This is a genomic window from Cellulomonas xiejunii, from assembly GCF_024508315.1.
Classification (GTDB): Bacteria; Actinomycetota; Actinomycetes; order Actinomycetales; family Cellulomonadaceae; genus Cellulomonas; species Cellulomonas xiejunii.
Genome location: NZ_CP101987.1, coordinates 2,736,283 through 2,761,584, shown reverse-complemented (window position 1 = coordinate 2,761,584; position 25,302 = coordinate 2,736,283). Strand labels below are relative to the sequence as shown.

The 25,302-nt window shown below is 75.1% G+C and carries 21 protein-coding genes and 1 tRNA gene; 13 read left to right on the top strand and 9 right to left on the bottom strand.

What is annotated here, in order from left to right; genetic code table 11:
• Positions 1-200 precede the first annotated feature (200 nt).
• A complete protein-coding gene (locus NP048_RS12550) occupies positions 201-983 on the top strand; it encodes a ferritin-like fold-containing protein (protein WP_227575923.1) in 783 nt (260 codons plus the stop codon).
• A 132-nt stretch (positions 984-1,115) separates the two neighbouring features.
• Here the strand turns inward: NP048_RS12550 and NP048_RS12545 are convergent, their stop codons facing one another.
• A complete protein-coding gene (locus NP048_RS12545) occupies positions 1,116-1,343 on the bottom strand; it encodes a DUF3107 domain-containing protein (RefSeq protein ID WP_227575922.1) in 228 nt (75 codons plus the stop codon).
• 57 nt (positions 1,344-1,400) lie between these two features.
• A complete protein-coding gene (locus tag NP048_RS12540) occupies positions 1,401-2,069 on the bottom strand; it encodes a TetR/AcrR family transcriptional regulator (protein WP_227575921.1) in 669 nt (222 codons plus the stop codon).
• A 121-nt stretch (positions 2,070-2,190) separates the two neighbouring features.
• Here NP048_RS12540 and NP048_RS12535 point away from each other — a divergent pair, with 121 nt between their 5' ends.
• From NP048_RS12535 to NP048_RS12525, 3 genes are read left to right on the top strand one after another with little or no spacing between them, the layout of a single operon-like run.
• Complete coding sequence (locus NP048_RS12535) at positions 2,191-5,418, top strand: ATP-dependent helicase (RefSeq protein WP_227575920.1); 3,228 nt, start codon at positions 2,191-2,193, stop codon at positions 5,416-5,418.
• A complete protein-coding gene (locus tag NP048_RS12530) occupies positions 5,415-8,864 on the top strand; it encodes an ATP-dependent helicase (RefSeq protein WP_227575919.1) in 3,450 nt (1,149 codons plus the stop codon). The genes NP048_RS12535 and NP048_RS12530 overlap by 4 nt, the downstream gene beginning before the upstream one ends.
• Positions 8,865-8,910: 46 nt before the next feature.
• Positions 8,911-9,201, top strand: a complete 291-nt coding sequence (locus NP048_RS12525) for a DUF6881 domain-containing protein (protein WP_227576019.1) — start codon at positions 8,911-8,913, stop codon at positions 9,199-9,201.
• A 501-nt stretch (positions 9,202-9,702) separates the two neighbouring features.
• On the opposite strand, the gene NP048_RS12515 is transcribed toward NP048_RS12525, so the two are convergent.
• Positions 9,703-10,641 carry a phosphotransferase gene (locus NP048_RS12515; protein ID WP_227575918.1) on the bottom strand — a complete coding sequence of 313 codons (939 nt, stop codon included), beginning with the start codon at positions 10,639-10,641 and terminating at the stop codon, positions 9,703-9,705.
• A gap of 134 nt (positions 10,642-10,775) precedes the next feature.
• On the opposite strand from NP048_RS12515, the gene nudC reads away from it, so the two are divergent.
• Positions 10,776-11,804 carry an NAD(+) diphosphatase gene (nudC, locus tag NP048_RS12510; protein WP_372456782.1) on the top strand — a complete coding sequence of 343 codons (1,029 nt, stop codon included), beginning with the start codon at positions 10,776-10,778 and terminating at the stop codon, positions 11,802-11,804.
• 20 nt (positions 11,805-11,824) lie between these two features.
• Here the strand turns inward: nudC and NP048_RS12505 are convergent, their stop codons facing one another.
• Entirely contained in the window at positions 11,825-12,085 is a 261-nt protein-coding gene (locus NP048_RS12505; RefSeq protein ID WP_227575916.1) for a mycoredoxin, read from the bottom strand.
• Between the two features lie 80 nt (positions 12,086-12,165).
• Between NP048_RS12505 and NP048_RS12500 the strand changes: the two genes are divergently transcribed.
• The 3 genes from NP048_RS12500 to NP048_RS12490 all read left to right on the top strand — a co-directional run bounded on the left by NP048_RS12500 (position 12,166) and on the right by NP048_RS12490 (position 14,926).
• A complete protein-coding gene (locus NP048_RS12500) occupies positions 12,166-14,178 on the top strand; it encodes an ATP-dependent helicase (RefSeq protein ID WP_227575915.1) in 2,013 nt (670 codons plus the stop codon).
• 103 nt (positions 14,179-14,281) lie between these two features.
• Positions 14,282-14,446, top strand: coding sequence for a hypothetical protein (locus NP048_RS12495; RefSeq protein WP_227575914.1), 165 nt, complete (start codon positions 14,282-14,284; stop codon positions 14,444-14,446).
• A 138-nt stretch (positions 14,447-14,584) separates the two neighbouring features.
• The gene (locus NP048_RS12490) at positions 14,585-14,926 is read left to right on the top strand and encodes a WhiB family transcriptional regulator (RefSeq protein WP_284439704.1); all 342 of its coding nucleotides are present in this window, start codon (positions 14,585-14,587) and stop codon (positions 14,924-14,926) included.
• 24 nt (positions 14,927-14,950) lie between these two features.
• Here the strand turns inward: NP048_RS12490 and NP048_RS12485 are convergent, their stop codons facing one another.
• Positions 14,951-16,018, bottom strand: a complete 1,068-nt coding sequence (locus NP048_RS12485; protein WP_256769274.1) for a ThiF family adenylyltransferase — start codon at positions 16,016-16,018, stop codon at positions 14,951-14,953.
• A 166-nt stretch (positions 16,019-16,184) separates the two neighbouring features.
• Positions 16,185-16,343: a DUF5679 domain-containing protein gene (locus NP048_RS12480; protein ID WP_013117687.1), complete on the bottom strand. Its 159-nt coding sequence runs from the start codon at positions 16,341-16,343 to the stop codon at positions 16,185-16,187.
• Between the two features lie 261 nt (positions 16,344-16,604).
• Here NP048_RS12480 and NP048_RS12475 point away from each other — a divergent pair, with 261 nt between their 5' ends.
• A complete protein-coding gene (locus NP048_RS12475; RefSeq protein ID WP_255619689.1) occupies positions 16,605-17,192 on the top strand; it encodes a M48 metallopeptidase family protein in 588 nt (195 codons plus the stop codon).
• Positions 17,193-17,232: 40 nt separating this feature from the next.
• Here the strand turns inward: NP048_RS12475 and NP048_RS12470 are convergent, their stop codons facing one another.
• Entirely contained in the window at positions 17,233-18,702 is a 1,470-nt protein-coding gene (locus NP048_RS12470; RefSeq protein WP_227575913.1) for a zinc-dependent metalloprotease, read from the bottom strand.
• A 136-nt stretch (positions 18,703-18,838) separates the two neighbouring features.
• Here NP048_RS12470 and NP048_RS12465 point away from each other — a divergent pair, with 136 nt between their 5' ends.
• Positions 18,839-19,993, top strand: coding sequence for a YlbL family protein (locus NP048_RS12465; RefSeq protein ID WP_227575912.1), 1,155 nt, complete (start codon positions 18,839-18,841; stop codon positions 19,991-19,993).
• Positions 19,994-20,002: 9 nt separating this feature from the next.
• On the opposite strand, the gene NP048_RS12460 is transcribed toward NP048_RS12465, so the two are convergent.
• Entirely contained in the window at positions 20,003-20,590 is a 588-nt protein-coding gene (locus tag NP048_RS12460; RefSeq protein WP_372456781.1) for a PPA1309 family protein, read from the bottom strand.
• A 101-nt stretch (positions 20,591-20,691) separates the two neighbouring features.
• Between NP048_RS12460 and NP048_RS12455 the strand changes: the two genes are divergently transcribed.
• The 3 genes from NP048_RS12455 to NP048_RS12445 all read left to right on the top strand — a co-directional run bounded on the left by NP048_RS12455 (position 20,692) and on the right by NP048_RS12445 (position 24,892).
• Entirely contained in the window at positions 20,692-23,691 is a 3,000-nt protein-coding gene (locus NP048_RS12455) for a UPF0182 family membrane protein (protein ID WP_256769273.1), read from the top strand.
• Between the two features lie 115 nt (positions 23,692-23,806).
• Positions 23,807-24,799, top strand: a complete 993-nt coding sequence (locus tag NP048_RS12450; protein ID WP_227575909.1) for a DMT family transporter — start codon at positions 23,807-23,809, stop codon at positions 24,797-24,799.
• A 19-nt stretch (positions 24,800-24,818) separates the two neighbouring features.
• Positions 24,819-24,892, top strand: a tRNA-Met gene (locus tag NP048_RS12445).
• A 55-nt stretch (positions 24,893-24,947) separates the two neighbouring features.
• Here the strand turns inward: NP048_RS12445 and NP048_RS12440 are convergent.
• Positions 24,948-25,292: a hypothetical protein gene (locus NP048_RS12440; protein ID WP_227575908.1), complete on the bottom strand. Its 345-nt coding sequence runs from the start codon at positions 25,290-25,292 to the stop codon at positions 24,948-24,950.
• Between the last annotated feature and the right edge of the window lie 10 nt (positions 25,293-25,302).

The following is a 25,302-nucleotide window of genomic DNA, read 5'->3' as shown; positions in this document are numbered from 1 at the left end:
CGGCGCGTCTGCGGGCGTCGAGCCCTGCGGACGGCGGCCGGTGCGCGTCGTGCGGGGAGGGTCTGGCATGGTGCCGGACCGGGAAACCGAGACGAACGGGCAACCGATGTACGGGATGTACGCACCCAGTCTATCGGACGCACGTCCCGGACACCTGGTCGTCCCGGGGGCGGCGCGCCTCCCGGCGCTACCATCGCCGGATGACCTCCAGCGCCGGCAGCGCCCGCCCCCTGCGTCCCGAGCACGCCGCCGCCGACGAGCGGTCGGCGAACCGCGGCGGTACGGACGTCGGGACCGTGGGGGATCTCCGGGTCGGCGACGCGGTCGAGGTCCTCGGTCTGGTGGCCGGCCTGGAGCACCAGGCGTTCGCGCGGCTCGCGGACGACAGCCGCCAGGCGCCGTGCCTCGAGCAGTCGCTCGTGCTGAGCCGCCTGTCCGCCCGCTGCATCGAGCGTCGCGACCGCGTGCTCGCCCGCATCGAGGAGCTGGGCGGGGACGGTCCCGCGGCCCTCGCGCGGTTCGACGTCGTGCTGGCCGACTTCGACGCGCGCACGCCCTCGAGCACGTGGGCGGAGCGTCTGCTCAAGGCGTACGTGGGCTACGGCGTGACCGACGACTTTTGCCGGCTCGCCGCACGCGGTCTGGACGAGGAGTCGGCGCGTCTGGTGGCCGACGTCCTGGGCGACGTGTCACGCAGCGAGGTCGCCGTGCGTGAGCTCGACCGGGCGTGCGCGGGTGACGAGGTCCTGTCGTCCCGGCTGGCCCTGTGGGGGCGGCGGCTGGTCGGGGAGGCGCTGGGCGTCGTCCAGCGCGTGGCCCAGCGTCCCGAGGTCGCCCGTGTGCTCGACCGGGCGGGACTCGCAGCGGCGACGCCCCATGACGCGCCCGCCGGGAACGCGACGCCCCAGGCTGCTCCCGGCGTCTTCACCGAGCTGACCGCCGAGCACACGCGGCGCATGTCGCGCCTGCACCTGACGGCCTGACGGCCCGGCAGCCGGCGCGCCACGACCGGGTCCGGCCCCCAGCGCCGACGCGCCCAGCCCTCAGCGCTGACGCGCCCAGCCCTCAGCGCTGACGCGCCCGGCGCCCGGCGCGAGCCGGACGCCGGGGCGTGCTCACAGCTGGCCGAAGCCCACGCGGCCCTTGGTCTCGGCGCCGATCTCCACGAAGCCGAGGACGGCGGCGGGCACGACGACCCGACGGCCGCGGACGTCGGTCAGGTCCAGCGTCGTCGTCCTGCCGTCGACCGCCGCCTGCACGGCCGCGACGATCTCGTCCGCGGACTGGTCGGACTCGAGCGTCAGCTCGCGCGAGTGGTGCTGCACGCCGATCGTGATCTCCACGGGCACTCCTCATCGGACGGGACCCGGCGCAGGGCGCCGGGCTGGTCGCCACCGATCCTAGGCGTCCCCGTACGGGAAGTCGGGCCGCACCAGGCCGGCGAGGCCCCGCCACTGCAGGTCCGTCACCAGCTCGACGACGCGCTCGACGCCCTGGCCGTCGCCGCGGCGCAGCCAGTAGGTCGCGGCACCCTGGGCGGTGGCCACGAGTGCCGAGGCGAGCACGTCGGCGTCGGCCCGGTCCCGGCCGGTGACGGCGGCGAGCACGTCGGCGATGCGACGCGTCGCCTCAGCGGCCGCGTGCTCGACCCGGACGCGGACCTGCGCGTCGTGCGTCACGTCGGACTCGAACAGGAGGGTGGACGACTCGCCGGCCACCTGGACGAACGCGAGGTACGCGTGCACCACGGCGGCCACGACCGCGCGGCCCTCGCCGCGGCCGATCGGGCCCGCCTCGATCGGCGCGACGGCACGCTCCACGGCGGACAGGAGAGCCTCGCCCTGCTCGTCGACGACCGCGAGGTAGAGGTCGAGCTTCGACGGGAAGTGCCGGTACAGGACGGGCTTGCTGACCTCCGCACGGTCGGCGATGTCGTCCATCGAGACGTGGTGGAACCCCTCGGTGGAGAACAGGTCGAGGGCCACCGCGAGAAGCTGCGACCTGCGCTCGGCGCGTGCCATCCGCAGCCCGCGAGCTCGGGGTCCGGTGGCGTCCTGGGCGTCGGTCACCCGCAGATCGTAGCCAGGGTGTGTTGCGGGCAGGGGTCGCCCTCGTGGCGTGACGGGGCGCTCACCCCGCACGGCGCGTTCCGGTACGGGGATGTCGGTGGGACGTGATGGGATCTGGCCCGTGACGACGGCATCGACCACCCGGCTCGTGGCGGCGCCCCTCGTCGAGCGTGCGGCGCGCGGCGCAGCGGCCCGTCCGGTGCTGGACGACCAGCAGCGCGAGGTGGTCGAGCGGGTGGCCTCCGGGGCCGATCGCGCCCTGCTCGTCACCGGAGCGCCGGGGACCGGCCGCACGACCGTCGCGCTGGAGGCCGCCGCCGCCGCGGTGGCGGCGGGCCTCACTCCGGACGACGTGCTGGTGCTGGCGGCGAGCCGCCGAGCCGCAGCCGACCTGCGTGACCGGCTGGCGGTGCGCCTGGGACGCACCGCGGGTCGGCCGTTGGTCCAGACCGCAGCGGCCGTCGCGTTCGCGGTGCTCCGGGCGCGGGCGGGCGCGCTCGGTGAGCCGCCGCCGGTGCTCGTCTCGGGGCCCGAGCAGGACCTGGCGCTGGCCGAGCTGCTCGCCGGGCACGCCGCCGGGGAGGTGCCGGGGCCGCGGTGGCCCACCGGCGTCCCCGAGGCCGCGCTGGGGACGCGCGCGTTCCGTGACGAGCTGCGCGACCTGCTGATGAGAGCCGCCGAGCGAGGGCTCGCCCCGACCGACCTCGCGGCGCTCGGCCGGCGTGAGCAGCGCCCCGCCTGGGTCGCCGCGGCGCGCGTCTACGAGGAGTACCTCGACGTCATGGCGCTCGCGGCGGGCACGCCCGACGCCGGCGAGCGTCTCGACCCGGCGGTCGTCGTGGACGCCGCCGTTGCCGCGCTGCGCGGCTGGGACGACGAGGTCCCCGGTGTGCCGTGCCCGCGTCGGCGCCTCGTGGTGGTCGACGACTACCAGGAGAGCACGGCGGCCACCGCGCGGCTGCTGCGGGCCTTCGCGGACGACGGGGCCCGGCTGCTGCTGCTCGGCGACCCGGACGTCGCCGTGCAGACCTTCCGCGGTGCCCAGCCGTCGCTCGTCGCGCGCGCGACGGCCGGAGGGCCGGGGGAGCCGGCGGCCGAGCACGTCGTGCTGCGCACCGTCTGGCGGCAGAGTGCGCCGCTGCGGGAGGTGACGGCGAGGATCACGGAGCGGGTCGCCGCGTCCGGGACGGTCGCGCACCGGCGGGCTCTGGTACCCGAGGACCGGGCGGAGGGCCCTGCGCCTCGTGTCGCTGTGCTGCCCAGCGCCGCGCAGGAGGCCGCCTGGGTCGCGCACCGGCTGCGACGCGCCCACCTGCAGGGCGGCGTCCCGTGGGACGAGATGGCCGTCCTCGCACGTGCCGGTGGTCGCGTGACGGCGGTCCGCCGCGCGCTCGCCCAGGCCGGTGTGCCCGTCCGGGTCGTCGGGAGCGACGTGCCGCTGCGCGACGAGCCCGCGGTGCGGCCCCTCCTCGACGCGGTGCGCGTCGCTCTGCAGCCCGACGAGCTGGACGCCGACGTCGCCGCTCGGCTCGCCTGCTCACCGCTCGGGGGTCTGGACGCGGTGGGTCTGCGGCGGGTGCGGCGGGCGCTGCGGGCCGAGGAGCTCGCAGGGGGCGGTGGCCGCTCCAGCGACGTGCTCCTGGTCGAGGCGCTCGGTGCGCCCGACCGGGCCGCCACGCTCGAGCCGCACGTGGGGCGTCCGGTGCAGCGTCTCGCCAGGCTGCTGCAGGCGGGACGTGACGCCGCTGCCTCGCCCGGCGCGGACGTGCAGGCCGTGCTGTGGGCCGTATGGGACCGCGCCGGCCTCGCCGAGCCGTGGCGGCAGGCGGCGCTCGCCGGTGGATCGGGTGGCGAGCGCGCCGACCGTGACCTCGATGCCGTGCTGGCGCTCTTCCGGGCCGCCGAGACCTTCGTCGAGCGCGTGCCGCAGGCGACGCCGCGCGCGTTCGTCGACTGGGTGATGGCGCAGGACCTCCCGGCGGACTCCCTGGCGCCGGCGTCGCGCGCGGCCGGGGTCAGCGTGCTCACGCCGGCGGGTGCCGCGGGCGGGTCGTGGGAGGTCGTGGCGGTCGTCGGCGTCCAGGAGGGCGTCTGGCCCGACCTGCGGCTGCGGGACTCACTGCTGGGTGCGCAGTCGCTCGTCGACCTCCTGGCCGGGCGTCAGACCGCCGGGGGGCCGGGGGAGGAGCACGCGCGGGCGGCGCGGGCCGCCGTGCTGGCCGACGAGCTGCGCGCGTTCGCGCTCGCCTGCTCGCGCGCTCGCACGGTCCTGCTGGTCACGGCCGTGGACGACCAGGACACGACACCGTCGCCGTTCCTCGACCTCGTGCAGCCCGGGTCCGACGACGACGGGCCCGACCCGCGTCGGACGAGCGCCCCCGCGCCGCTCGACCTGCGCGGGCTCGTCGCGCGCCTGCGCTCCGCTCTCGAGCGCGCGGCGGCGCAGGGCGGGACGGACACGGCGGCCGCACGCACCCTCGCGCGGCTGGCCGCCGCCGGCGTCCCCGGTGCGGACCCGGCGTCCTGGTTCGGGCTGCCCGCACCGTCGAGCGACGCGCCGTTGTGGCCGGCCGACGCGAAGGTCCCGGTCTCACCCTCGCGGCTGGAGACCGCCCAGCGGTGCGCCCTGCGCTGGGCCCTGGAGTCGGCCGGCGGCACACCGGCGTCCTCCGCCCAGCAGTCGCTCGGCACGCTCGTGCACGCCATCGCCCAGGAGCACCCGACGGCCGACCTGCCGACGCTGCGCGCCGAGCTCGACCGTCGCTGGCACGAGCTGGGGCTGGGCGAGGGCTGGCCGTCGGTCGCGGCACGCCGTAAGGCCGACGCGATGGTCGAGCGGCTCGCGGCGTACCTGCGCGACGCGGGAGAGCCGCTGCTCGTCGAGGCGCCCTTCTCGCTCGAGACGGACCGCGCGGTCGTGCGGGGGTCGATCGACCGCGTCGAACGTGCGGTCGCCGAGGGCGACGGCGCCGGGGACGCCGTCGAGGTCGTGGACCTGAAGACCGGCTCCCGCGTGCCGACTCTTGCGCAGGCCGCGGAGCACCCCCAGCTCGGTGCCTACCAGCTCGCGGTCGACGCCGGCGCGGTCCCGGGGCTCGAGCCGGGGACCTACAGCGCAGCGGCGCGACTCGTCCACCTGGCCCAGGGCTCCGGAGGTGCCACGCAACGTCGCCAGGACGGGCTGGGACCACAGGAGGGCGCCCCGAGCTGGGCGCGCACCCTCGTCGACGACGTCGCGGACCGCATGGCGGCGTCGAGCTTCGAGGCGCGCGCGAACGACCTGTGTACCCGCTGCCCGGTGCGCCGCTCGTGCCCGTTGCGTGGCGAGGGCGGGCAGGTGGTCGCGTGACCGCCACCGACGCCCCGGTCGTGGCGGGCCTGTCGGCCGTGCGGATCGCCCAGCTCGTGGGGCAGCACCCGCCGACGGACGAGCAGCGCGCGGTGATCGAGGCCCCGCTGCGGCCGTCGCTCGTCGTCGCCGGCGCCGGCTCGGGCAAGACCGAGACCATGGCGGCGCGGGTCGTCTGGCTCGTCGCCAACGGACTCGTCGCCCCCGACCAGGTGCTCGGCCTGACCTTCACGCGCAAGGCCGCCGGTGAGCTCTCCGAGCGGGTGAGGCGCCGGCTGCGGGGGCTGGTGCGTGCGGCCGCGGCCGAGGGCGTCGCGCTGCCGACCGGCGCGGACGTCGTCGACGAGCTCGCGCGACCGCACGTGTCGACGTACCACGCGTACGCGGCGTCCCTCGTGACGGACCACGCGCTGCGCCTGGGCGTCGAGCCCGGCGCGCGGCTGCTCGGTGAGGCCGCGCAGTGGCAGCTGGCGTCGGAGGTCGTCGAGTCGTGGGCCGGTGACCTGGACACGTCGGCCGCGACGTCGACCGTCGTCGACGCGGTGCTGGCGCTGTCCGGCGCCCTGGACGAGCACCTGCTCGACCCGGCGACCGCCCGCCACGGCATCGAGGCGCTCGTCGAGAGCCTCGTGTCGACACCCGCCGGCGAGCCGCCGCGCGCCCCGTACGCCAAGGTCCGCGAGCTCGTCGCGTCCCTCGGCGAGCGCTCGCGCGTGCTCGACCTCGTCGCGGACTACCGCGCGCGCAAGAGGGCGGCCGACAGCCTCGACTTCGGCGACCAGGTGGCGCTCGCGGCGCGCATCGCGCGCGACGTCCCGGAGGTCGGCGCCGGGGAGCGCGACCGGTTCCGGGTCGTGCTCCTGGACGAGTACCAGGACACCTCCTACGCCCAGCTGGTCCTGCTGCAGGCGCTCTTCACGGCAGGGCACCCGGTGACCGCGGTCGGTGACCCGCACCAGTCGATCTACGGCTGGCGCGGCGCGAGCCCGGGCGGCCTCGCGCGGTTCCCCGCGGCGTTCCCGGTCGTCGAGCGGGACGGTGACGGCCGCGAGTCGAACCGGCGCCGTGCCGACGTCGTCCCGTTGTCGACGTCGTGGCGCAACGACGTCGCGGTCCTCGACGCCGCCAACGCGGTCGCCGCGCCTCTGCGCACCGGTGCTGCGCAGGTCGACGTCCCGCGGCTCGCGCCACGTCCCGGTGCGGGCGAGGGCGTCGTCCAGGCGATCGTGGCCGCGACGGTCGAGGACGAGGCCGAGCAGGTCGCCGCGTGGGTCGCGCAGCGGTGGCGCCCAGGGCTCCACCCGGCCGGGCGACGCACCGCGGCCGTCCTGTGCCGCAAGCGCTCGCAGTTCGAGCCGCTGCGTCGTGCCCTGCGCGCGGCGGGTCTGCCCGTCGAGGTCGTCGGACTCGGTGGTCTGCTCGCGACCCCGGAGGTCGTCGACCTCGTCGCCGTGCTGCAGGCTGCCCACGACCCGACGCGGGGCGACGCGGTCGTCCGGCTGCTGACGGGGGCGCGCACGCGGCTCGGTGCGGCCGACCTGCACGCACTGGGGGAGTGGGCGCGTCAGGGTGCGCGCCCGGCCGCGGGGCGGGTGCCCGGGCGCGACGGCGTCGAGGCGGACGTCGTCGACGAGAGGAGCCTCGTCGACGCGCTGGACGACCCGCCGCCGCCCGGGTGGCGCAGCCCTGCCGGTCGCGTCGTGACGCCCGAGGGGCGACGCCGCCTCGTGGACCTGGCAGCCGTCCTGCGCGCCGTCCGCGCGCACCAGGGCCTGTCGCTGCCCGAGCTCGTCGGGGAGGCCGAGCGGCTGTTCGGTCTCGACATCGAGGTGCAGGCCCGTGCCGACGTCGCACCGGGCCGGGCACGCGCGCACCTGGACGCGTTCGCGGACGTGGCTGCGGAGTTCGCGCGCGGTGCCGACCGCCCGACGCTCGGCGCGTTCCTGGCCTGGCTCGAGGCCGCGGAGGCCCGGGAGGACGGTCTCGAGCTCCCCGTGACCGAGCCCGACCCCGACGCGGTGCAGGTCACGACCGTGCACGCCGCGAAGGGGCTGGAGTGGGACGCGGTCGCGGTCGCCGGCATGGTCGACGGAGGACTGCCCGCGACGGCGATGCTCGGCAAGGACGGTCCCAAGGACTCCGCCTGGCTCACGGGTCTCGGCGTCCTGCCGTACCCGTTGCGCGGTGACGCCGACGACCTGCCGCGACTCGAGTGCGCGGGTGCGGAGTCGCCCAAGGAGCTCGCGGACCGCCTGGACCGGTTCCGTCTGGACGCCGGCGACCACGAGGTCGCCGAGGAGCGTCGGCTCGCGTACGTCGCGCTGACCCGGGCGCGCGAGGCCCTCCTGCTGTCGGCGGCGTACTGGGGTGAGCCGAAGGCTCCGCGCAAGCTCTCGCCGTTCCTCACCGAGCTCCTCGACGCAGGGCTCGCGGAGGTCGTCGGACGTGCCGACGAGCCCGAGCCGGGCAGCCCGAACCCCCGAGCAGCGCTGACGCCGACCGCGGTCTGGCCGGTCGACCCCTTCACCCGGGACGGTGCGGCACCGCGACGCGCGGCGGTCGTCGCAGCCGCCGAGGCGGTGCGCGCCGCTGCGGCGAACCAGCCGGCGGCCACCCCCGCCGCGGCCGCCCCGGGCGACAGCGAGGACTGGGACGTGCTCGCGGACAGGTTGCTCGCAGAGCAGGCAGCGCGTCGGCGGGGTGACGCGCGCGTCGCGCTGCCGGCGCACCTCTCGGCGTCGTCGCTCGTGCGTCTGGATGCCCAGCCGGACCAGTTCGCCCTGGGCCTGCGGCGGCCCGTCCCGCGCGAACCGTCCCCCCAGGCGCGTCGGGGCACGGCCTTCCATGCCTGGGTCGAGGCCTGGTACGGGCAGGCCACGCTCGTCGACGTCGACGACCTGCCCGGGGCGGACGACGACGTGCTGCCCGGCGACCCGGACCAGGCCGAGCTGCGCGCCGCCTTCCTGCGCACCCCGTGGGCGCACCGGTCACCCGTGGCGGTGGAGGTCGACGTCGAGACCACGATCGGTGGGTACGTCCTGCGGTCGCGCATCGACGCGGTCTTCGCCGACCCCGACCGGCCCGACGTGCCCGGCGCCGTCGTCGTCGTCGACTGGAAGACGGGCTCGCCGCCGCGGGACTCGGCGCAGCGCGCCTCGCGCGACCTCCAGCTCGCGGTCTACCGCATCGCCTGGGCGCGGCTGACGGGGACGGACCCCGACCTGGTCCGCGCGGCTTTCTGCTACGTCGGCGCCGGTGTCACGGTCCTGCCCGAACGCCTTCCAGGGGAGGACGAGGTGGCGCGTCTGCTGGCGGACGCGGCGCCGGCAGCCTCGAGCGTGGCCGAGGGCGCGACGGGCAGGACGCCCGGAGGCGGGGCACCGCCGACGGTCCGCCGGTCACGCGGACGACGGCCGGGCCGGGCCGCACCGCGGCCAGGGAACTAGGGCGTGTCTCTCAAAGTTCGTGTGAGGCACGCGGGAGTATCGCGGTGTGACGACCCGGTACTACCAGCGCGTCCGATGGCTCCATCGCGAACCTGACGATCCAGTACTGCTCTGGGCCGAGATCGTCGATGGGTGGGAGGTGCGGAAGGTCGACGAGTTTGTCGACGGCCACCTGGTCTGGGCTGACGGCGAGAACGAGGCGGATAGCACCCTGCTGGGGGCAATGCCCGTCCCCGCGCCTGGAGAGATCGCACAGGACCCCCAGTTCCTGATCGAGCTCGTCGATCAAGAGACGTTCGAGGGTGTGTGGCAGCGAGCTCGCGCCAGGGGCAAGTAGGGCGGGCCATCTCTACGGCGTGCGGAGCCAGGCCAGGAGGGCGGCCAGGACCGCTCCGCCGCGGTCGATGACAGCGAGCTCGTCGTAGCGGGTCGGGGTCGGCCCGGCCCGACGCGCGGGACCCGGATCGCGTCCAGGATCGGCAGGCACATCGGTGCACCCCTTCCCTGCCCGGGGCCGACGAGCACCACCAGCGGGCGACCTCTGCCGTCGACGGCGTGATGGATCTTGGTCGAGAGCCCTCCACGGGAACGGCCGATCGCATGGTCAGCCGGCTCGAGTCGCTGATTCATGTGATTCATCTGCGCCCCCCGTGGTGCGAGGCAGGGTCGCGGCGTGCTGATGAGTGCGGTTGGTCGTGGAGTCGATGCTCACCGCCCAGTCGATCTGCCCCGCGGCGTCGGCATGGGCAAGAAGCTGGGTGAGGACGTTGTCCCAAGTCCCGCGACGAGACACCACACCAGCACCACGCGCGCTACACGGAAGTGAAGGCGACACGCCCTAGCTGTACTGGCCCGCGGCCTCGTCCACCAGGGTGTGCTCCTCGAGGTCGCGGAGCATCTGGACCGCGTCGTCGACGACGTCCTGGCGTTGCGCGCGCACGCCGTGCAGCAGCCACCGCGCGAGCGCCAGCTCGCCGGCGAGCAGGGCGCGGTCCGCCAGGTGGGGGTCGGTCAGCTCGGTCCGGCGCAGGAGGTACGCCTCGAGGATGGCGTCGACCGCGTCCTGCGGCGCCGCGACGAGCAGCCACGACAGGTCGTCGGCGGGGTCCGCGACCATCGTCGAACCCCACTCGAGCACGCCGCCCACCGCGCCGTCGGCCACGAGCACGTGGTTGCTCGACAGGTCACCGTGGACCACCGTCGGGCGGAACCGCCACATCGCGACGTCCTCGAGGAGCTCTTCCCAGCGGCGCAGCAGCGACGGCGGGACCAGTCCGGTACGCGCCGCCTCGTCGACCTCCGCCTGGCGGCGCTCGCGATACCCCGCGGCGTCGTACGCGGGGAGACCCGCGTTCTCGACGACCGAGGTCGGCAGCTCGTGGATGGCGGCGACGGCACGACCCACGGCGGCTGCGAGCCCGGGGCCCGGGCGCAGCGTCTCGAGCTGCAGCGGGCGGCCGGGGACCTCGCGGTGGACGCTCGCGCGTCCCCCCTCCGGCAGGTGCGCGAACCCGGCGGGCCGGGGGATCGAGAACGGCAGCCTGCCGTCGTCGACGAACGGCCCGAGCGCCTCGAGCAGCGCGACCTCCGCCTCGAGCACCGCGCCCGCTGCCGGGTGCTGCGGTGCGCGGACGACCCAGCGCTGCCGCACCGAGTCGACGACCACGGCGACGTCGAAGTCCGATCCCGGGTGCACAGGGCGCCGCACGTCGTACGCGTCCAGACCGGGGACGGCGACGGTCGCGAGAGCGGCGAGCGCGAGCGGCGAACGGTTCACGACCGCAAGCGTAGGTGCAACGCACCGCGTCACCGACGCCTCGCGCGGCGTGTCGGCGTCCGGTTCGTCCTGCGTTGCCGCCCGCACGCCCTGCCGGTGATCGCTCGACGCGGTCGCCGCGTAGCGTGGCGCGCGTGACCCACCACGTCCTGTCCGGCCTGCCGCTCGCCCGATCGACCGTGCCCCGCGCGGCGGAGCTACGGGACGCGCCGCACGTGGTCGCCGACGCGTTGGCGGACCCGGCGACGCGCGTCCTCGCGGTGCGCGACGGTGGCCTGCTGCTCACGGTCGAGGGGGGCGTGCGCTGGCTCGACCCGCGGTCGGCGGTCGCGCTGCTCGAGGCGGGCGGCACCTCCGACGGTGCCGCGACGGTCGGTCCCGCCGCCGCCGGTGCCCCGGCGGTCGACCCGGCGTCCGACGTCTGGCTCCTGCTGGGTGCGCGTGACGACGGCACGCGGGTCCTGGCGGTGCGCCTGCCGGACGAGCACCCGCTGACGTCGGGCGGCGAGCCGGCGGACGTGCTGGTCCACCTGCCGGACGGTCCCGTCGAGCGCGGCGGGTGGGGGTCGCTGCGGGCCGTGGGTGCGGCGCTCGACGCGCACGACGCCGGCCTGGCGACCGCCGCGGTCGCGCTGGACGCGTGGCACGACCGCCACCCGCGCTGCCCGCGGTGCGGCGCGACGACGCGTGTCGCCCAGGCGGGGTGGTCGCGGGTGTGCGACGTCGACGGCTCCGAGCACTACCCGCGCACGGACCCCGCCGTGATCATGGCCGTCGTCGACGACGAGGACCGGCTGCTGCTCGGGCACGCGGCAGCCTGGTCGGCGGGGCGCTGGTCGACGCTCGCGGGCTTCGTCGAGGCGGGCGAGTCGGCGGAGCAGGCGGTGCGCCGCGAGGTCCTCGAGGAGACGGGCGTCGAGGTGGGCGACGTCGAGTACGTCGGAAGCCAGCCGTGGCCGTTCCCCGCGTCGCTCATGCTGGGGTTCCGGGCGCGCGCGACGAGCACCCGCATCCGGGTCGACGGCGTGGAGATGGCCGACGCCCGCTGGTTCACGCGGGACGGTCTCACCGCCGCGGTCGCATCGGGCGAGGTGCTGCTGCCGGGAGGGGCGTCGATCGCCCGCGCCCTCGTCGAGCAGTGGTGGCGGCGACCGCCGGCGTGACAGCCTCGGGCGCGGGGGCGTCAGACCCCGAGGCGTTCGCGCACCTGCGCGAGTGACGGGTTGGTGGCGGCGGACCCGTCGGGGAAGACGATCGTCGGGACGGTCTGGTTGCCGCCGTTGAGGGTCTCGACGAGCTGAGCAGCCTCGGGCTGCTGCTCGATGTCGACGACGTCGTAGGCGATGCCGGCCGAGTCGAGCTGCTTGCGCAGCCGGTGGCAGTACCCGCACCACGTCGTGGAGTACATCGTCACGGTGCCCGGTGCGGGTGTGGGGGTCGTCATGGTTCCTCGCAGGTGCTCGCCGTCGTTCCTTCCACAGATCCTCGCACGCGCTGTCGGTAGGGGCTGGGAGACTGTTCCCGATGTCCGCCGACTCCCTCCTCGACGCGCTCGATCCCGAGCAGCGCACTGTCGCGACCGCCCTCACGGGTCCCGTCTGCGTGCTCGCAGGCGCGGGCACGGGCAAGACCCGCGCGATCACGCACCGCATCGCCTACGGCGTGCGCACCGGCGTCTACCGTCCGGCGTCGGTGCTGGCGGTCACCTTCACCGCCCGCGCCGCGGGCGAGATGCGGGTGCGTCTGCGCGACCTCGGCGCCACCGGCGTGCAGGCCAGGACGTTCCACGCGGCGGCGCTGCGCCAGCTCGGGCACTTCTGGCCCAGGGTCGTCGGCGGCGCGCCCCCCCGACTGGTCGAGCAGAAGGCGACGCTCGTCGCCGAGGCGGGTCGTCGGGTCGGCGTGGGGGTCGACCGGGTCACGGTGCGGGACCTCGCCGCGGAGATCGAGTGGGCGAAGGTGTCGCTGGTCACGGCCGAGGACTACGAGCGGGCAGCCGAGGCGGTGCGTCGCCCGGCACCGGCGGGCCAGGACGCGCAGGCGGTCGCCCGGCTGCTGACGGCGTACGAGGACGTCAAGACGGAGCGCGGCGTCATCGACTTCGAGGACGTGCTGCTGCTGCTCGCGGCCATGCTCGCGCAGCGGGGCGAGGTCGCCGACGAGGTCCGGGCGCAGTACCGGCACTTCGTCGTGGACGAGTACCAGGACGTCAGCCCGCTGCAGCAGTACCTGCTCGACCAGTGGCTGGGCGGCCGGCACGACGTGTGCGTCGTGGGTGACCCGAGCCAGACGATCTACTCGTTCGCGGGCGCCTCACCCCATCACCTGCTGACGTTCGCTTCGAAGCACCCGGGCACGCGGGTCGTGCGTCTGGTGCGCGACTACCGCTCGACACCGCAGGTCGTCTCCCTGGCCAACCGCGTGCTCACGGCCACGCGCCGGCCCGGTGACCCCGTGCCGCTGCACCTGGTCGCCCAGCAGCCGGACGGTCCGGAGGTGCGGTTCACCGCGTACGACGACGACGAGGCCGAGGCCGCCGGGATCGCGGCGCGAGCGGCACGGCTCGTCGCCGCAGGGGTCCCCGCGAGCGAGATCGCCGTCCTGTACCGGACCAACGTGCAGTCGGAGGCCTTCGAGCAGGCGCTCGCGGCGGCCGGCGTCGGGTACCAGGTGCGGGGCGGCACCCGGTTCTTCGCCCGCCGCGACGTGCGCGACGCGCTCGTGCTCCTGCGCGGCGGCGCGCGGTCCGCCGATCCGGACGTCCCGCTGGGACAGACCGTCCGCGACATCCTCACCTCGGTCGGCTGGTCCCCGCAGCCCCCGTCCGCGCGCGGCGCCGCGCGGGAGCGGTGGGACGCCATGCAGGCGCTCGTCGGGCTCGCCGACGACATGGTCGCGCTGCGCGCGGAGGCCACGCTCCCGGACCTGGTCGCCGAGCTCGACGACCGCGCGTCCGCGCAGCACGCCCCCACGGTCGACGGCGTGACCCTGGCGTCCCTGCACGCGGCCAAGGGCCTGGAGTGGGACGCGGTCTTCCTCGCCGGCCTCTCCGACGGTCTCCTGCCTATCTCCCTGGCACAGACGGAGGCGGCCGTGTCCGAGGAGCGGCGCCTGCTGTACGTGGGGGTGACGCGCGCCCGCCGGAACCTCGAGATGTCGTTCGCGGCCGCGCGCACGCCCGGGTCGCGCGCCTCGCGCTCGCGCTCGCGGTTCCTCGCCGGTCTGTGGCCCGGCGAGGACTCCGGTCGAGGTGCGGGCCGTCGTGCCTCGGCCGCGGCCGACCCGGCCGTGCTCGAACGGCTGCGGCAGTGGCGTACGCAGGTCGCCGAGGACCGTGGCGTCCCGGCGTTCCGTGTCCTTCCCGACGTTGCGCTCGAGGCCGTCGCGGCGGCGATGCCCGCACAGGCCGCGGACCTGAGGTACGTGCAGGGACTCGGCCAGACACGCCTGCGGGAGTACGGCGACGACCTCCTGCGGGTGGTCGCGGGGGAGGGGGCGCAACCCTCCGGGAGAGCCACCCGGAGGAAGTTGCGTTAATTGCTTGTGACGTCGTGACGGCCCGCCCTAGGGTGGTCACGTCCTTGTTCGCGGGGTGCTGCCGAAGAGGCGGGACCCGTCCCTGGAGAGGAGGTGCTGCACCGTGGAGAGCAACTCGATCGTGAAGTCGTCGTGGCGTCATGAGTACACGTACGCCCTCGCACCCGCCGCCGGCACCTTCCAGGGGACCGCTGTGCCCATGTCCGGGCTCAAGCGGCGCCCGCGTCCCGTGACGTTCGGCATCGATCTCGGTCACAGGACTCCGTAGCACCAGCCTCATCACGCAGGCAGGCCGCGGAGTCCGAACTCGGATCCGCGGCCTCTCTCATTTCTCCGGTGTCCACCGGGGGCGAGCGGCCCGATCCGGCATCACAGCTCACCCTCGCAAGGACACCAGGAGGACATCGTGCGGCTCACGACGCTGCTCGACAACGTGAACCAGGGCGGATCCGGCGCCTGGCCCACCAGCAGCACCGCGACGACGAACGACCAGTTCGACCGGATGGTCGCGGACCTCATCCCGTGCCGGTCCCACGACGCCGAGCTGTGGTTCGCCGAGCGCCAGGCCGACGTGGAGCGGGCGAAGGCCCTGTGCCGCGAGTGCCCGATCATCGAGGGCTGCCTCGCCGGCGCCGTCGAGCGTGCCGAGCCGTGGGGTGTCTGGGGCGGTCAGGTCTTCGTCGGAGGGGTGGTCGTGGCCACCAAGCGTGGCCGTGGCCGGCCGCGGAAGGACGCGACCGCCGCCTGACGGCAGGGCCGGGTCGCGCGAGGTTCACCCCTCGCGCGACCCGGCCCCCGTCGTCCGCGGCGGCACCCGGCAGCCGCACGCGGAGTGGGCGGACCAGCGCCGGCCCCGAGCGGTGAGGCCCGGCAGCGCGATCTCGACGGTGGTCCCGCACAGTGATGGCGTCGTCATGGCGAGGAACGCCAGCACCTGCGCCGCAGCCAGCGCGGCGCACGCGCCCGCGAGGACGCCGACCTCGCCCGGTGCGGTCACGCCGTGGCCGCCGCGGCGCGTCAGCGCGCCCAGCACCGTCGGCCAGGCCGGGTCGGCGTCGGTGCGGTGCAGGTCCAGGCAGCGCAGGCACGGGTCGGTGCCGGGACGCACGAACGGGCCGACGAGCGCGTCGGCGGCGCGCACGACGACCGACAGGTGCGGGACGTCGTCCCCCATCAGGCGCACGGCGCGCAGCGGGTCCGCGGCCTCGCGCTCCACGACGACGACGACGTGCGGGGCGTCGTCGGTGTCGGTCCGTACACCCGGTGCGGCCTCACGAAGCAACCGGCGCGTGGCCACCGCACGGGCGGTCCCGACGTCCGCCCAGCGGTGCGTGCCCGCGGCCACGTCGGGGGAGCGCACGGGGGCCTCGTCGTCGAGGAGCAGGGTGCCGACGCCGGCGACCGCCAGCTGCCGGGCGACGCCCAACCCGGTCGGCCCGAGCCCGACGACGCCCACCACGGCGTCCGCCCGGTCGGCGACCACGGCGTCGCCCGTCGCGTCCGGCCGCAGGAGGGACCACGCCGCGGCGTCGGCGGCGGTCGGGCCGTGGACCGCAGTCACCCTCTCGGGGCGAGCACGCGTCAGCCCTGCCCGGCGCAGCTCGTCGACCGTCGCGGCCACCCCTGTCCCGTCCAGCCCTGCGGCGCGTGCCCGCGTCGGCAGCAGCGCGAGGTCCGTCGCGTCGTCGACCTGGGTCCACAGGTCCACCTCCGCCGGCGCGAGGCCCACCAGGCGCACCGCCCAGCGTGGGTCGGTGCCCACCTGCACCTCGTCGTCCGCACGCGGCAGGACAAGCAGCCCCGGTCGCAGCAGCACGGGTTCGCGGGTCGGTGCGGTCATCGCGCCACGATGGCATCGCGCTGCGCCGGGCGTCGGTCGCCATCCACAGGTACCCCGTCCCTGGGGGACCGTGGCCTGCGGACGCGCCGAGGGCACCGTCGCGTGCGACGGTGCCCTCGTGGTGCGTCGTGGTCGGACCGCGAACGGGTCCGGACCAGGGGGTGCGTCAGGCCTTGCCGAGGATCCGGTTCAGCTTGGTGCCGCAGACCGGGCAGACGGCCTTGGCCATCCGTCGACCGGACTCCGAGACGACGACCTCGCCCTCCGTCTCCCGCTTCTCCTTGCACTTGACGCAGTAGAACTCGCCTGCCCAGGTGTCGGCCATGTGGTCCCTCCTCGTGCTCCTCACCGGGCGGTGGCATCGCACCCGGGGCAGGGACCATGACGGCCTCCGTGCGCTCACACAGTAGTGCGCCCCCCGCCTGCGCACACGGACGCACCCGCCCGCGTCGTGCGGCCCGAGCGGGTGAAGCGGGGTGTCCTGCGCGCAGCCGCCCGGTCGGCGCGCTAGCGTGCCAAGGTGCCGACATCGCACGAGGCGACGCCGCGCACTCCCGCACGCCCCGACGCGACCACGCTGGGGTCGCTGCCGCACGACCGCTCCGCCGGCGCCGAGCCGCCCGTGGAGGTGCGGCGCTCACGGCGCCGTGCCCGCACCGTGAGCGCGTGGCGCGAGGGTCCACGGACCATCGTGGCGATCCCCGCGCGGTTCACCCGGGCGCAGGAGCGCGAGTGGGTCGGGCGGATGGTCGAGCGGCTGGCCGCGCAGGAGCGCCGTCGTCGCCCGTCCGACGCGCAGCTCGTCGCCCGCGCCACCGAGCTGTCCCGGCGGTACCTCGGCGGACGGGCCGTGCCGACGAGCGTGCGGTGGTCGTCCAACCAGGGCCGGCGATGGGGCTCGTGCACCCCCGCGGAGGGCACGATCCGCATCTCCGACCGGGTCCAGGGCATGCCGCGGTGGGTGCTCGACTACGTGCTCCTGCACGAGCTCACGCACCTGCTCCAGCCCGGGCACGGCCAGGCGTTCTGGGCGGAGATGGTCTCCTACCCGCACACGCAGCGCGCCCGGGGCTTCCTCGAGGGGTACGCGTTCGCACGCGACGGCACCGACGACAGCGACGTGCCCGACGAACCGGCAGGGGACGACGTGGAGCCCGCGGACCGCGAGGGCTGACCCACCGCGCACCTCCCGCCGGGCGCCGGGCGCCGGGTGGTCAGCTGGTCGGTGCCCCCGAGGTGCCCTCGTCGTCGGTCGCGTCGTCGGTCGTCCCTGCGGTGCCCGTCGCACCGTCCGGCTCGCCATCGCCGAGGATCTGCGCGAGCGCGCGGTCCAGGTCCGCGGACTCGTCGACCTCGGCCTGGCGCCGCGCGTCGAAGCCGGCGGGGTCGTCCAGGTCCTGCGGCGTGGGGACGAGGTCCGGGTGCTCCCACACGGCGTCACGTCCGGCGACGTCACGGGTGCTCGTCAGGTGTGCCCAGACCGTCGCCGCGTCGCGCAGCCGGCGCGGACGCAGCTCGAGCCCGACGAGGCTGGCGAAGGTCTGCTCGGCGGGACCGCCCGCGGCACGCCGCCGACGCACCATCTCGCGCAAGGGCGCCGCATGGGGGAGATGAGGCGCTGCGGCGGTCGTCGCGACCTCGTCGACCCACCCCTCGACGAGCGCGAGCGCGTGCTCGAGCCGTGCGAGCGCCGCCTGCTGCGCGGGCGTGGTCTGCGGGGCGAACACCCCACCGGAGAGCGCCTCCTGCAGCGCGGCGGGATCCGTCGGGTCGATCGCCGAGACCGCCGCCTCGAGGTGGTCCACGTCGATCGCGATGCCGCGGGCGTACTCCGCGACCGCGTCGAGCAGGTGCGCGCGCAGCCACGGCACGTGGGCGAACAACCGGCTCGCGGCAGCCTCGCGGAGCGCGAGGTAGAGCCGTACCTCCTCGACGGGGGCGTCGAGCCCCTCGGCGAACGCGTCGACGTTGGCGGCGACGAGGGCCGGCACCGGCCGCTCGAGCAGCGGCAACCCGATGTCGGTGGTGCCGAAGACCTCCCGCGCGAGCGTGCCCGCGGCCTGCCCGACCTGCAGTCCGAAGACCGCGGAGCCCAGACCCCGCAGCAGCTGCGCGGGGTCGCCCCCGAGGCCACCGGCGGGCGACACGCCGGGGAACGCACCGCCCATCTCACCCATCGCCGGCCCGAGGGCGTCGGCCAGCGCGGTCGCCAGCGACGACGCCACGGGCTCCGTGAGCGTGCGCCACGCCGGCAGGGTCGCCTCCACCCACTCGGCACGGCTCCAGGCGTGCGAGGTGCCGACGGCCGGCGGGAGGTCGGTCGCCGCGTCGAGCCACAGCTCGGCCACCGACAACGCGTCCCGGACCTCCTTGACGCGTCCCGGCGACAGGGCGGGGTCGCCGCCGATGGCAGCCTGCTGGCGGGCCAGGTCGTGGGCCATCTGCCAGTTCACGGTCTCGTCCCCGGCACTCGCGAGCATCTGCTGCACCTGCGCGAGCGCCTGCTGCAGCGCGACCGGGTCCGCGGGCAGGCCGGACGCCGCAGCCATCGCCGCGGGGTCGACGCCCATCTCGCGCATCTCGCGGATCGCGTCGTCGGCCGCCGGGCCGAGCATGGCACGGAGCATCTGCTCCCACTGCGGGCTTCCGCCGGGACCGTCAGTGGGCGGGACGTCGGGAGTCATGCGGGCCTCCTGGGTGGCCGGGGGGCTCCACGGTAACCACGTCACGACGCGGTGCGACGGGCGGGCGGCCCCGGTTCGCTCACGGCGCACAGGGGTGGGCGCGGGGTCCGCCGCCGGTTGAGGGATGATCGTTCGCGTGCTCGACGAGACCCCGGCGGACGACAGCGCCGACGACCCGCGCCCGCGCGACCCCGAGGAGCACGACACCGGGGGGACGGACGACGGTCCACCCGCGCCGCGCCCCACGCCCCGCGCCGTCGTGCAGTCGTTCGGGATGCTCGCCGCGTCCGTGCTCGTCGGCGTGCTGGCCGTGATGCCCGCGCCGTACGCCGTCAACGGGCCCGGCCCCACGGCGGACGTGCTGGGCGAGGTCGACGGCGACCCGCTCATCGAGGTCGAGGGCGCGCCCACGTACCCGTCGACCGGCGAGCTGCGTCTGACGACGATCTCGGGCGTCGGTGGACCCGGCTACCCGGCGTACCTGCTCGACGTGCTGCGCGGCTGGCTGTCCCCGTCGTCGGTGGCGCGCCCCGCGGAGGACGTCTACCCGCAGGGTGTGTCCCGCAAGGAGATCGACGAGTCGAACGCGGGGCTCATGGTCTCGTCGCAGGAGAACGCGACGGTCGCGGCCCTGACGGAGCTGGGCTACGACGTCCCGGCGACCCTCGTCGTGGCCGGGACCGTCGAGGGCGCGGACGCCGCCGACAAGCTGGAAGAGGGGGACGTGCTCACGGCCATGGACGGCGTGCCGCTGCCGGACTACCAGTCCCTGGTATCGCGGCTGGCGGAGGTCGAGCCGGGTGACACGGTGACGTTGACCGTCACGCGCCACTCGCGCACCGTGGACGTGCCCGTCGTGACGGGGGAGCGTGAGGGGGGCGGTGCGCAGATCGGTGTCTTCGTCGACCCGTCGTTCGAGATGCCCGTCGACGTGAGCATCAACATCGAAGGTATCGGCGGTCCCAGCGCCGGGACGATGTTCGCGCTCGGTCTGGTCGACCTGCTGACGCCGGAGGACGAGGCGGCGGGGCAGGTGATCGCGGGCACGGGCACCATCGACGTGACGGGCGCCGTCGGCCCGATCGGCGGGATCCGGCAGAAGCTCGCGGGCGCCGTGCGCGACGGGGCGTCGTGGTTCCTGGCCCCTGAGGACAACTGCGACGAGGTCGTCGGCCACGTCCCGGACGGTCTGCGCGTCGTCAGCGTCGGGACGCTGAGCGAGGCGCGCGAGGCGATGGTCGCGATCGGCGCCGGCGAGACGCAGGACCTGCCCACCTGCACGGCCGACTGACGCGGCGGGTCACTCCAGGGTCGCGCGCACCGCGTCGACGAGGCCCGGCACGAGGTCCGGGCCCAGGCCGACGGCGTCGTCGCTGTCGTGCGCGCGGGTGCGGACTGCACACCACGCCGGGCCGTCGCGCAGCACGGCCACGGCGAGCCGCACGTCCTGGCGCTGCGGGTGAGCCAGCAGCGCTGCGAGCGCCGCCTCGGGGTCGTCCGGCAGGTCGTCCTCCGCGCCCGGCGGCAGGACGACGCGCTCGACGGTGACCGCGGCGCCGTCCACCGTGGGCGGCCACGTCAGCCCTCCGAGCAGCGCCTCGAGGTCGTCGGCGGCAGGCAGTCCCTCCTGCTCCACGGACGTCAGGTGCTGGTCGTCGGCGCGCGCCGCCGCGAGGACCTCGGGAGCGAGCTGCTCCGCGAGCCCGGGCTCGGCGGCGAGCGCCGCCTGCGTGCGCACGAGGGCGAACACGCGGACGGGCGCGTCCCAGCCGGCGGCAGCGACGTGGTGCTCGACCTCGCGGACGGCGTCGGCCAGGGCTCGGCGCGCGCGCGCCTCGGGAGTGCGGTCGTCGGGGGGCGGGGTGGGGGTGGTGCTCACGGGCCCCATCGTCCCACCCGTGTGGGAACCTGGGACCCGTCGCGCCCGTTCGTCAGCACGAGGGCGCACGTCGCGCCCGCCGCCAGCCGAAACTCGAGGACCGCAACGCCGTGACTTTCGCCTCCCCGCCCCGCCCTCGACCTGTTGCGCCGCGCCGCCGCGGCCCACTGGTCCCCACGCTGATCACGCTGGCCGTGCTCGTGGTGCTGCTGCTCGTGCTCGCGCAGGTCTGGACCGAGGTGCTGTGGTTCTCCCAGCTCGGGTTCACGGAGGTCCTGCGCACCGAGTGGGTCACGCGCGGCCTGCTGTTCGTCCTCGGGTTCGCGGTGATGGCCGCGAGCGTCGGGTTCTCGCTCAGCTACGGCTACCGCGCGCGCCCCGTGTACGCGCCGTCCACGCCGGAGCAGGCCAACCTCGACCAGTACCGCGAGGCCATCGAGCCGCTGCGCCGCCTCGTCCTCGTGGTCGCGCCGGTCGTCCTCGGGCTGTTCGCGGGTGGCGCCGCGTCCCAGCAGTGGAGCACCGTCCAGCTGTGGCTGAACGGTGAGACGGTCGGGGTGAAGGACCCCCAGTGGGGCGTCGACCTGGGCTTCTACCTGTTCACGCTGCCGGGGCTGCGGTTCGTCGTGTCCTTCCTCATGGCGGTGCTGGTGCTCTCGGCCGTCGCCGCGGTGGCCACGCACTACCTCTACGGGGGGCTGCGGATCGGGGGCGGCGCCGGGGGCCCGCGCACCACGCGCGCGGCGCGCGTGCACCTGTCCGTGCTGGGCGCGCTGGTGCTGCTGATGATCGCGGCCAGCTACTGGCTCGACCGCTACTCGATCCTCACGAAGCAGCAGACCGGTGAGCAGCGGTGGCAGGGCGCCGGCTTCACCGACGTGCATGCCGTGATCCCGTCGAAGGCGATCCTGGCCGTGGCGGCCGTCGTCGTCGCGGGTGCCTTCATCGCGACCGCGTTCAGCGGCAACTGGCGGCTGCCCGCGATCGGTGTCGGCCTCATGGTCGTCGCCGCGGTCGTCGTCGGAGGCGTGTACCCGGCGATCGTGCAGCGGTTCCAGGTGCAGCCGAACCAGCAGGACGCGGAGTCGGAGTACATCCAACGCAACATCGACGCGACCCTCGCTGCGTACGGCCTCGACGACGTCGAGTTCAGCGAGTACGAGGCGAAGGTCACGGCCGAGCCCGGTGCGCTCCGCGAGAACGCCGAGACGACCGCGTCCATCCGCCTCCTGGACCCGAACATCGTCTCGCCCTCGTTCAAGCAGCTGCAGCAGATCCGCGGCTTCTACGACTTCCCGGACTCGCTGTCCGTCGACCGGTACACGATCGACGGCGAGAGCCGCGACACGGTCATCGCGGTCCGCGAGCTCGACCTCAACGGCCTGAACGCCGGACAGCGCAACTGGACCAACGACACCACGGTGTATACGCACGGCTTCGGTGTCGTGGCCGCGTACGGCAACACCCGTGGCGCGCGCGGTGCGCCGGCCTTCTGGGAGGGCGGCATCCCCTCGAAGGGTCAGCTGGGCGAGTACGAGCCGCGGATCTACTTCGGGCAGTCGTCCCCGGAGTACTCGATCGTCGGCGGGCCCACGGGCACGGACGGCTGGGAGTTCGACTACCCGGACGACGGCACGGGCACCGGTTCGGTGCCGTTCCGCTTCCCGACCGAGAAGGACTCGGCCGGTCCGAGCGTCGGCGGGCTGTGGAACAAGATCCTGTACGCGCTGAAGTTCGGCGACGAGCAGATCCTGTTCTCCGAGCGCGTGAACGACGACTCGCAGATCCTGTACGACCGCAACCCCCGCGATCGCGTCGCGAAGGTCGCGCCGTACCTCGACCTCGACGGGCGGGTGTACCCGGCGGTGGTCGACGGCCGCGTGAAGTGGATCATCGACGGCTACACGACGTCCGACCAGTACCCCTACGCGGCCGTCCGCTCCCTCGAGGACGCGACGACGGACTCGCTCACCGAGCGCAGCAGCACGGTGCAGGCGCTGCTGCCCAAGCAGGTCAACTACATCCGCAACTCCGTGAAGGCCACGGTGGACGCCTACGACGGGTCCGTCGACCTGTACGCGTGGGACACCGAGGACCCGATCCTGCAGGCGTGGACGAAGGTCTTCCCGACGTCCCTGCAGCCCATGTCGGACATCTCGGGTGACCTCATGAGCCACATCCGGTACCCGGAGGACCTGTTCAAGGTCCAGCGGGCGCTGCTGGGGCAGTACCACGTCACCAACGCCGCGGGCTTCTTCTCCGGGAACGACTTCTGGCAGAACCCGGGGGACCCGACGGCCACCAACTCCGACGTGCCGCAGCCGCCGTACTACCTGACGCTGCAGATGCCGGGGGAGGACCAGGCGACGTTCTCGCTGATGTCCACCTTCATCCCCGGCGGTGGCAACGCCCGCAACGTCCTGACGGGGTACCTCGCGGTGGACGCCGAAGCGGGGAACACCCCGGGGAAGGTCTCCGAGTCGTACGGCAAGATCCGCCTGCTCGAGCTGCCGCGCGACTCCACGGTGCCCGGACCGGGTCAGGCGAGCGCCAACTTCACGGCCGACCCGCGGGTGTCGAACGAGCTGAACATCCTGCAGCGCGGGGACTCGATCGTGCGGCGCGGCAACCTGCTCACGCTGCCCGTGGGCGGCGGGCTGCTCTACGTGCAGCCGGTGTACGTGCAGGCCGCCAGCGGCACCACGTTCCCGCTCCTGCAGCGCGTGCTCGTGTCGTTCGGCGACGAGATCGGGTTCGCCGAGACGCTGGACGGTGCGCTCGACCAGGTGTTCGGCGGGGACTCGGGTGCGGACGCCGGGGACGCCGGTGCCGAACCGGTGCCCAGCCCGGGCGCCGAGGACCCCGGCGACGAGCCGACGGATGCGCCGACCGCTGCCCCGACGGACGCGGCGACGCCGGATCCGGCCGCATCGGCCGACCCCGACGCGCGGGCGGCGCTCGACGCGGCGCTGCAGCGTGCGCAGCAGGCCATCATCGAGGGCCAGGCGGCCCTCGCCGAGCGGGACTTCGCCGCGTACGGGGAGGCGCAGGACCGCCTCGACCAGGCGATCGCCGACGCGATCGCCGCGGAGGAGCGGCTCGCGGGCTGACCCACCCTCGTCGCCCGCCACCGGCGCCCTCGCGGGCGCTGGTGGCGGGCGACGTCGTACCTGGCGACGACAACTCGTTTGTCGCGTGTCAGTGCCGTAGGGGACCCTCGGGGATGTGACCGCCGACAACCGCGTCGTCGCCCAGTACCTGGCCGCTGCGCTCGTGTGGGGCTCGAGCTTCCTGTTCATGAAGGTGGGTCTCGAGGGCCTCTCACCCGCGCAGGTCGCGCTGTCGCGCCTGCTGCTGGGGGCGGCGACCCTCGTCGTCGTCATGACCGTGGCACGCCGCGCGTGGCCGCGGGACGCCCGCACGTGGGGGCACCTCACGGTGCTCGGCGTGCTGCTCTGCATGGTCCCGTACCTGCTGTTCGCCTGGGCGGGTCAGCACCTCGCGTCGGGTCTGTCGAGCATCTTCAACGCGACGACGCCGCTCATGACGGCTGCCGCCGTCGCGGTGCTGCTGCCCGTCGAGCGGCTCACGGCCGTGCAGCGTCTCGGCCTGGCGGTGGGTGCGGTCGGCGTGGTGGTGGTCGTGGGGCCGTGGGCGTACCTCGCGGACGTCACCGCGGCCGCGCCCCTGCCCGCGGTGCTCGCGTGCCTGGGAGCGACCGCCTGCTACGGGCTGGGCACGACGTACCAGCGGCGCTTCGTCGTGCCGCTGCGGCTGCCGCCCGAGACGGTGGCGGCCGGCCAGGTCAGTGCCGGTGCGCTGCTCCTGATGCTCGCGGCGCCGCTGGTCGCGACGGGCCCCGTACACCTGTCGTGGCCCGTGGTGCTCTCCATGCTGGGGCTCGGGGCGTTCGGCACGGGGCTGGCGTACGTGTGGATGGCGCGCATCATCGACGCCTGGGGTCCGCAGCGGGCCTCGACCGTCACGTACCTGACGCCGCTGGTCGGGGTGCTGCTCGGGATCGTCGTGCTGGGGGAGCAGCTGCACTGGTACGAGCCGGTCGGCGGCCTGGTCGTGGTGCTGGGGGTCGTCGTCGCGCAGCGCGGCGGACGCCGCCACGCGCCCACTCCGGCCGACCCCGCGGCCCCGTCCGCAGCCGCCGTGACGACCGTCACGACACCTGGCGAAGGATCCGATTTGGACGCTCGGCCGACCTGACGTACTGTTGAGCCACCGACGCGGGGTGGAGCAGCTCGGTAGCTCGCTGGGCTCATAACCCAGAGGTCGCAGGTTCAAATCCTGCCCCCGCTACAAGTGACGAAGGCCCGGACCGGATGGTCCGGGCCTTCGTCGTTGATGCAAGGTGTCAACGCAGCGGCCGGATGTCCAGGCGCGCGATGCGGCCGTCCTGCGGCAGGAACGTCAGCTCGAACCGGATCGGTCCGCGCACGCCGCCGGGGAAGTCGCCGTCGCCGTCCGCGACCAGGACGGGGGCTGCGCCGCCCGTGAAGTCGACGGGCTGGAGCGTGATGCGTGAGCCCACGACGTCGTCGGCGATCCACGTGGCGATCGCGGCGGGGTCGGTGAACTCCACGCCGTTGTCGGTCACGACGGCGCCGGGCAGGAAGAGGGCAACGAGGCCCGCGGCGTCCGCGGCGTTGGTGGCGGCGACGAAGGCCGCGACGGTCGGGTCGCTCACGGTGGTGGACATCCGGGGCCTC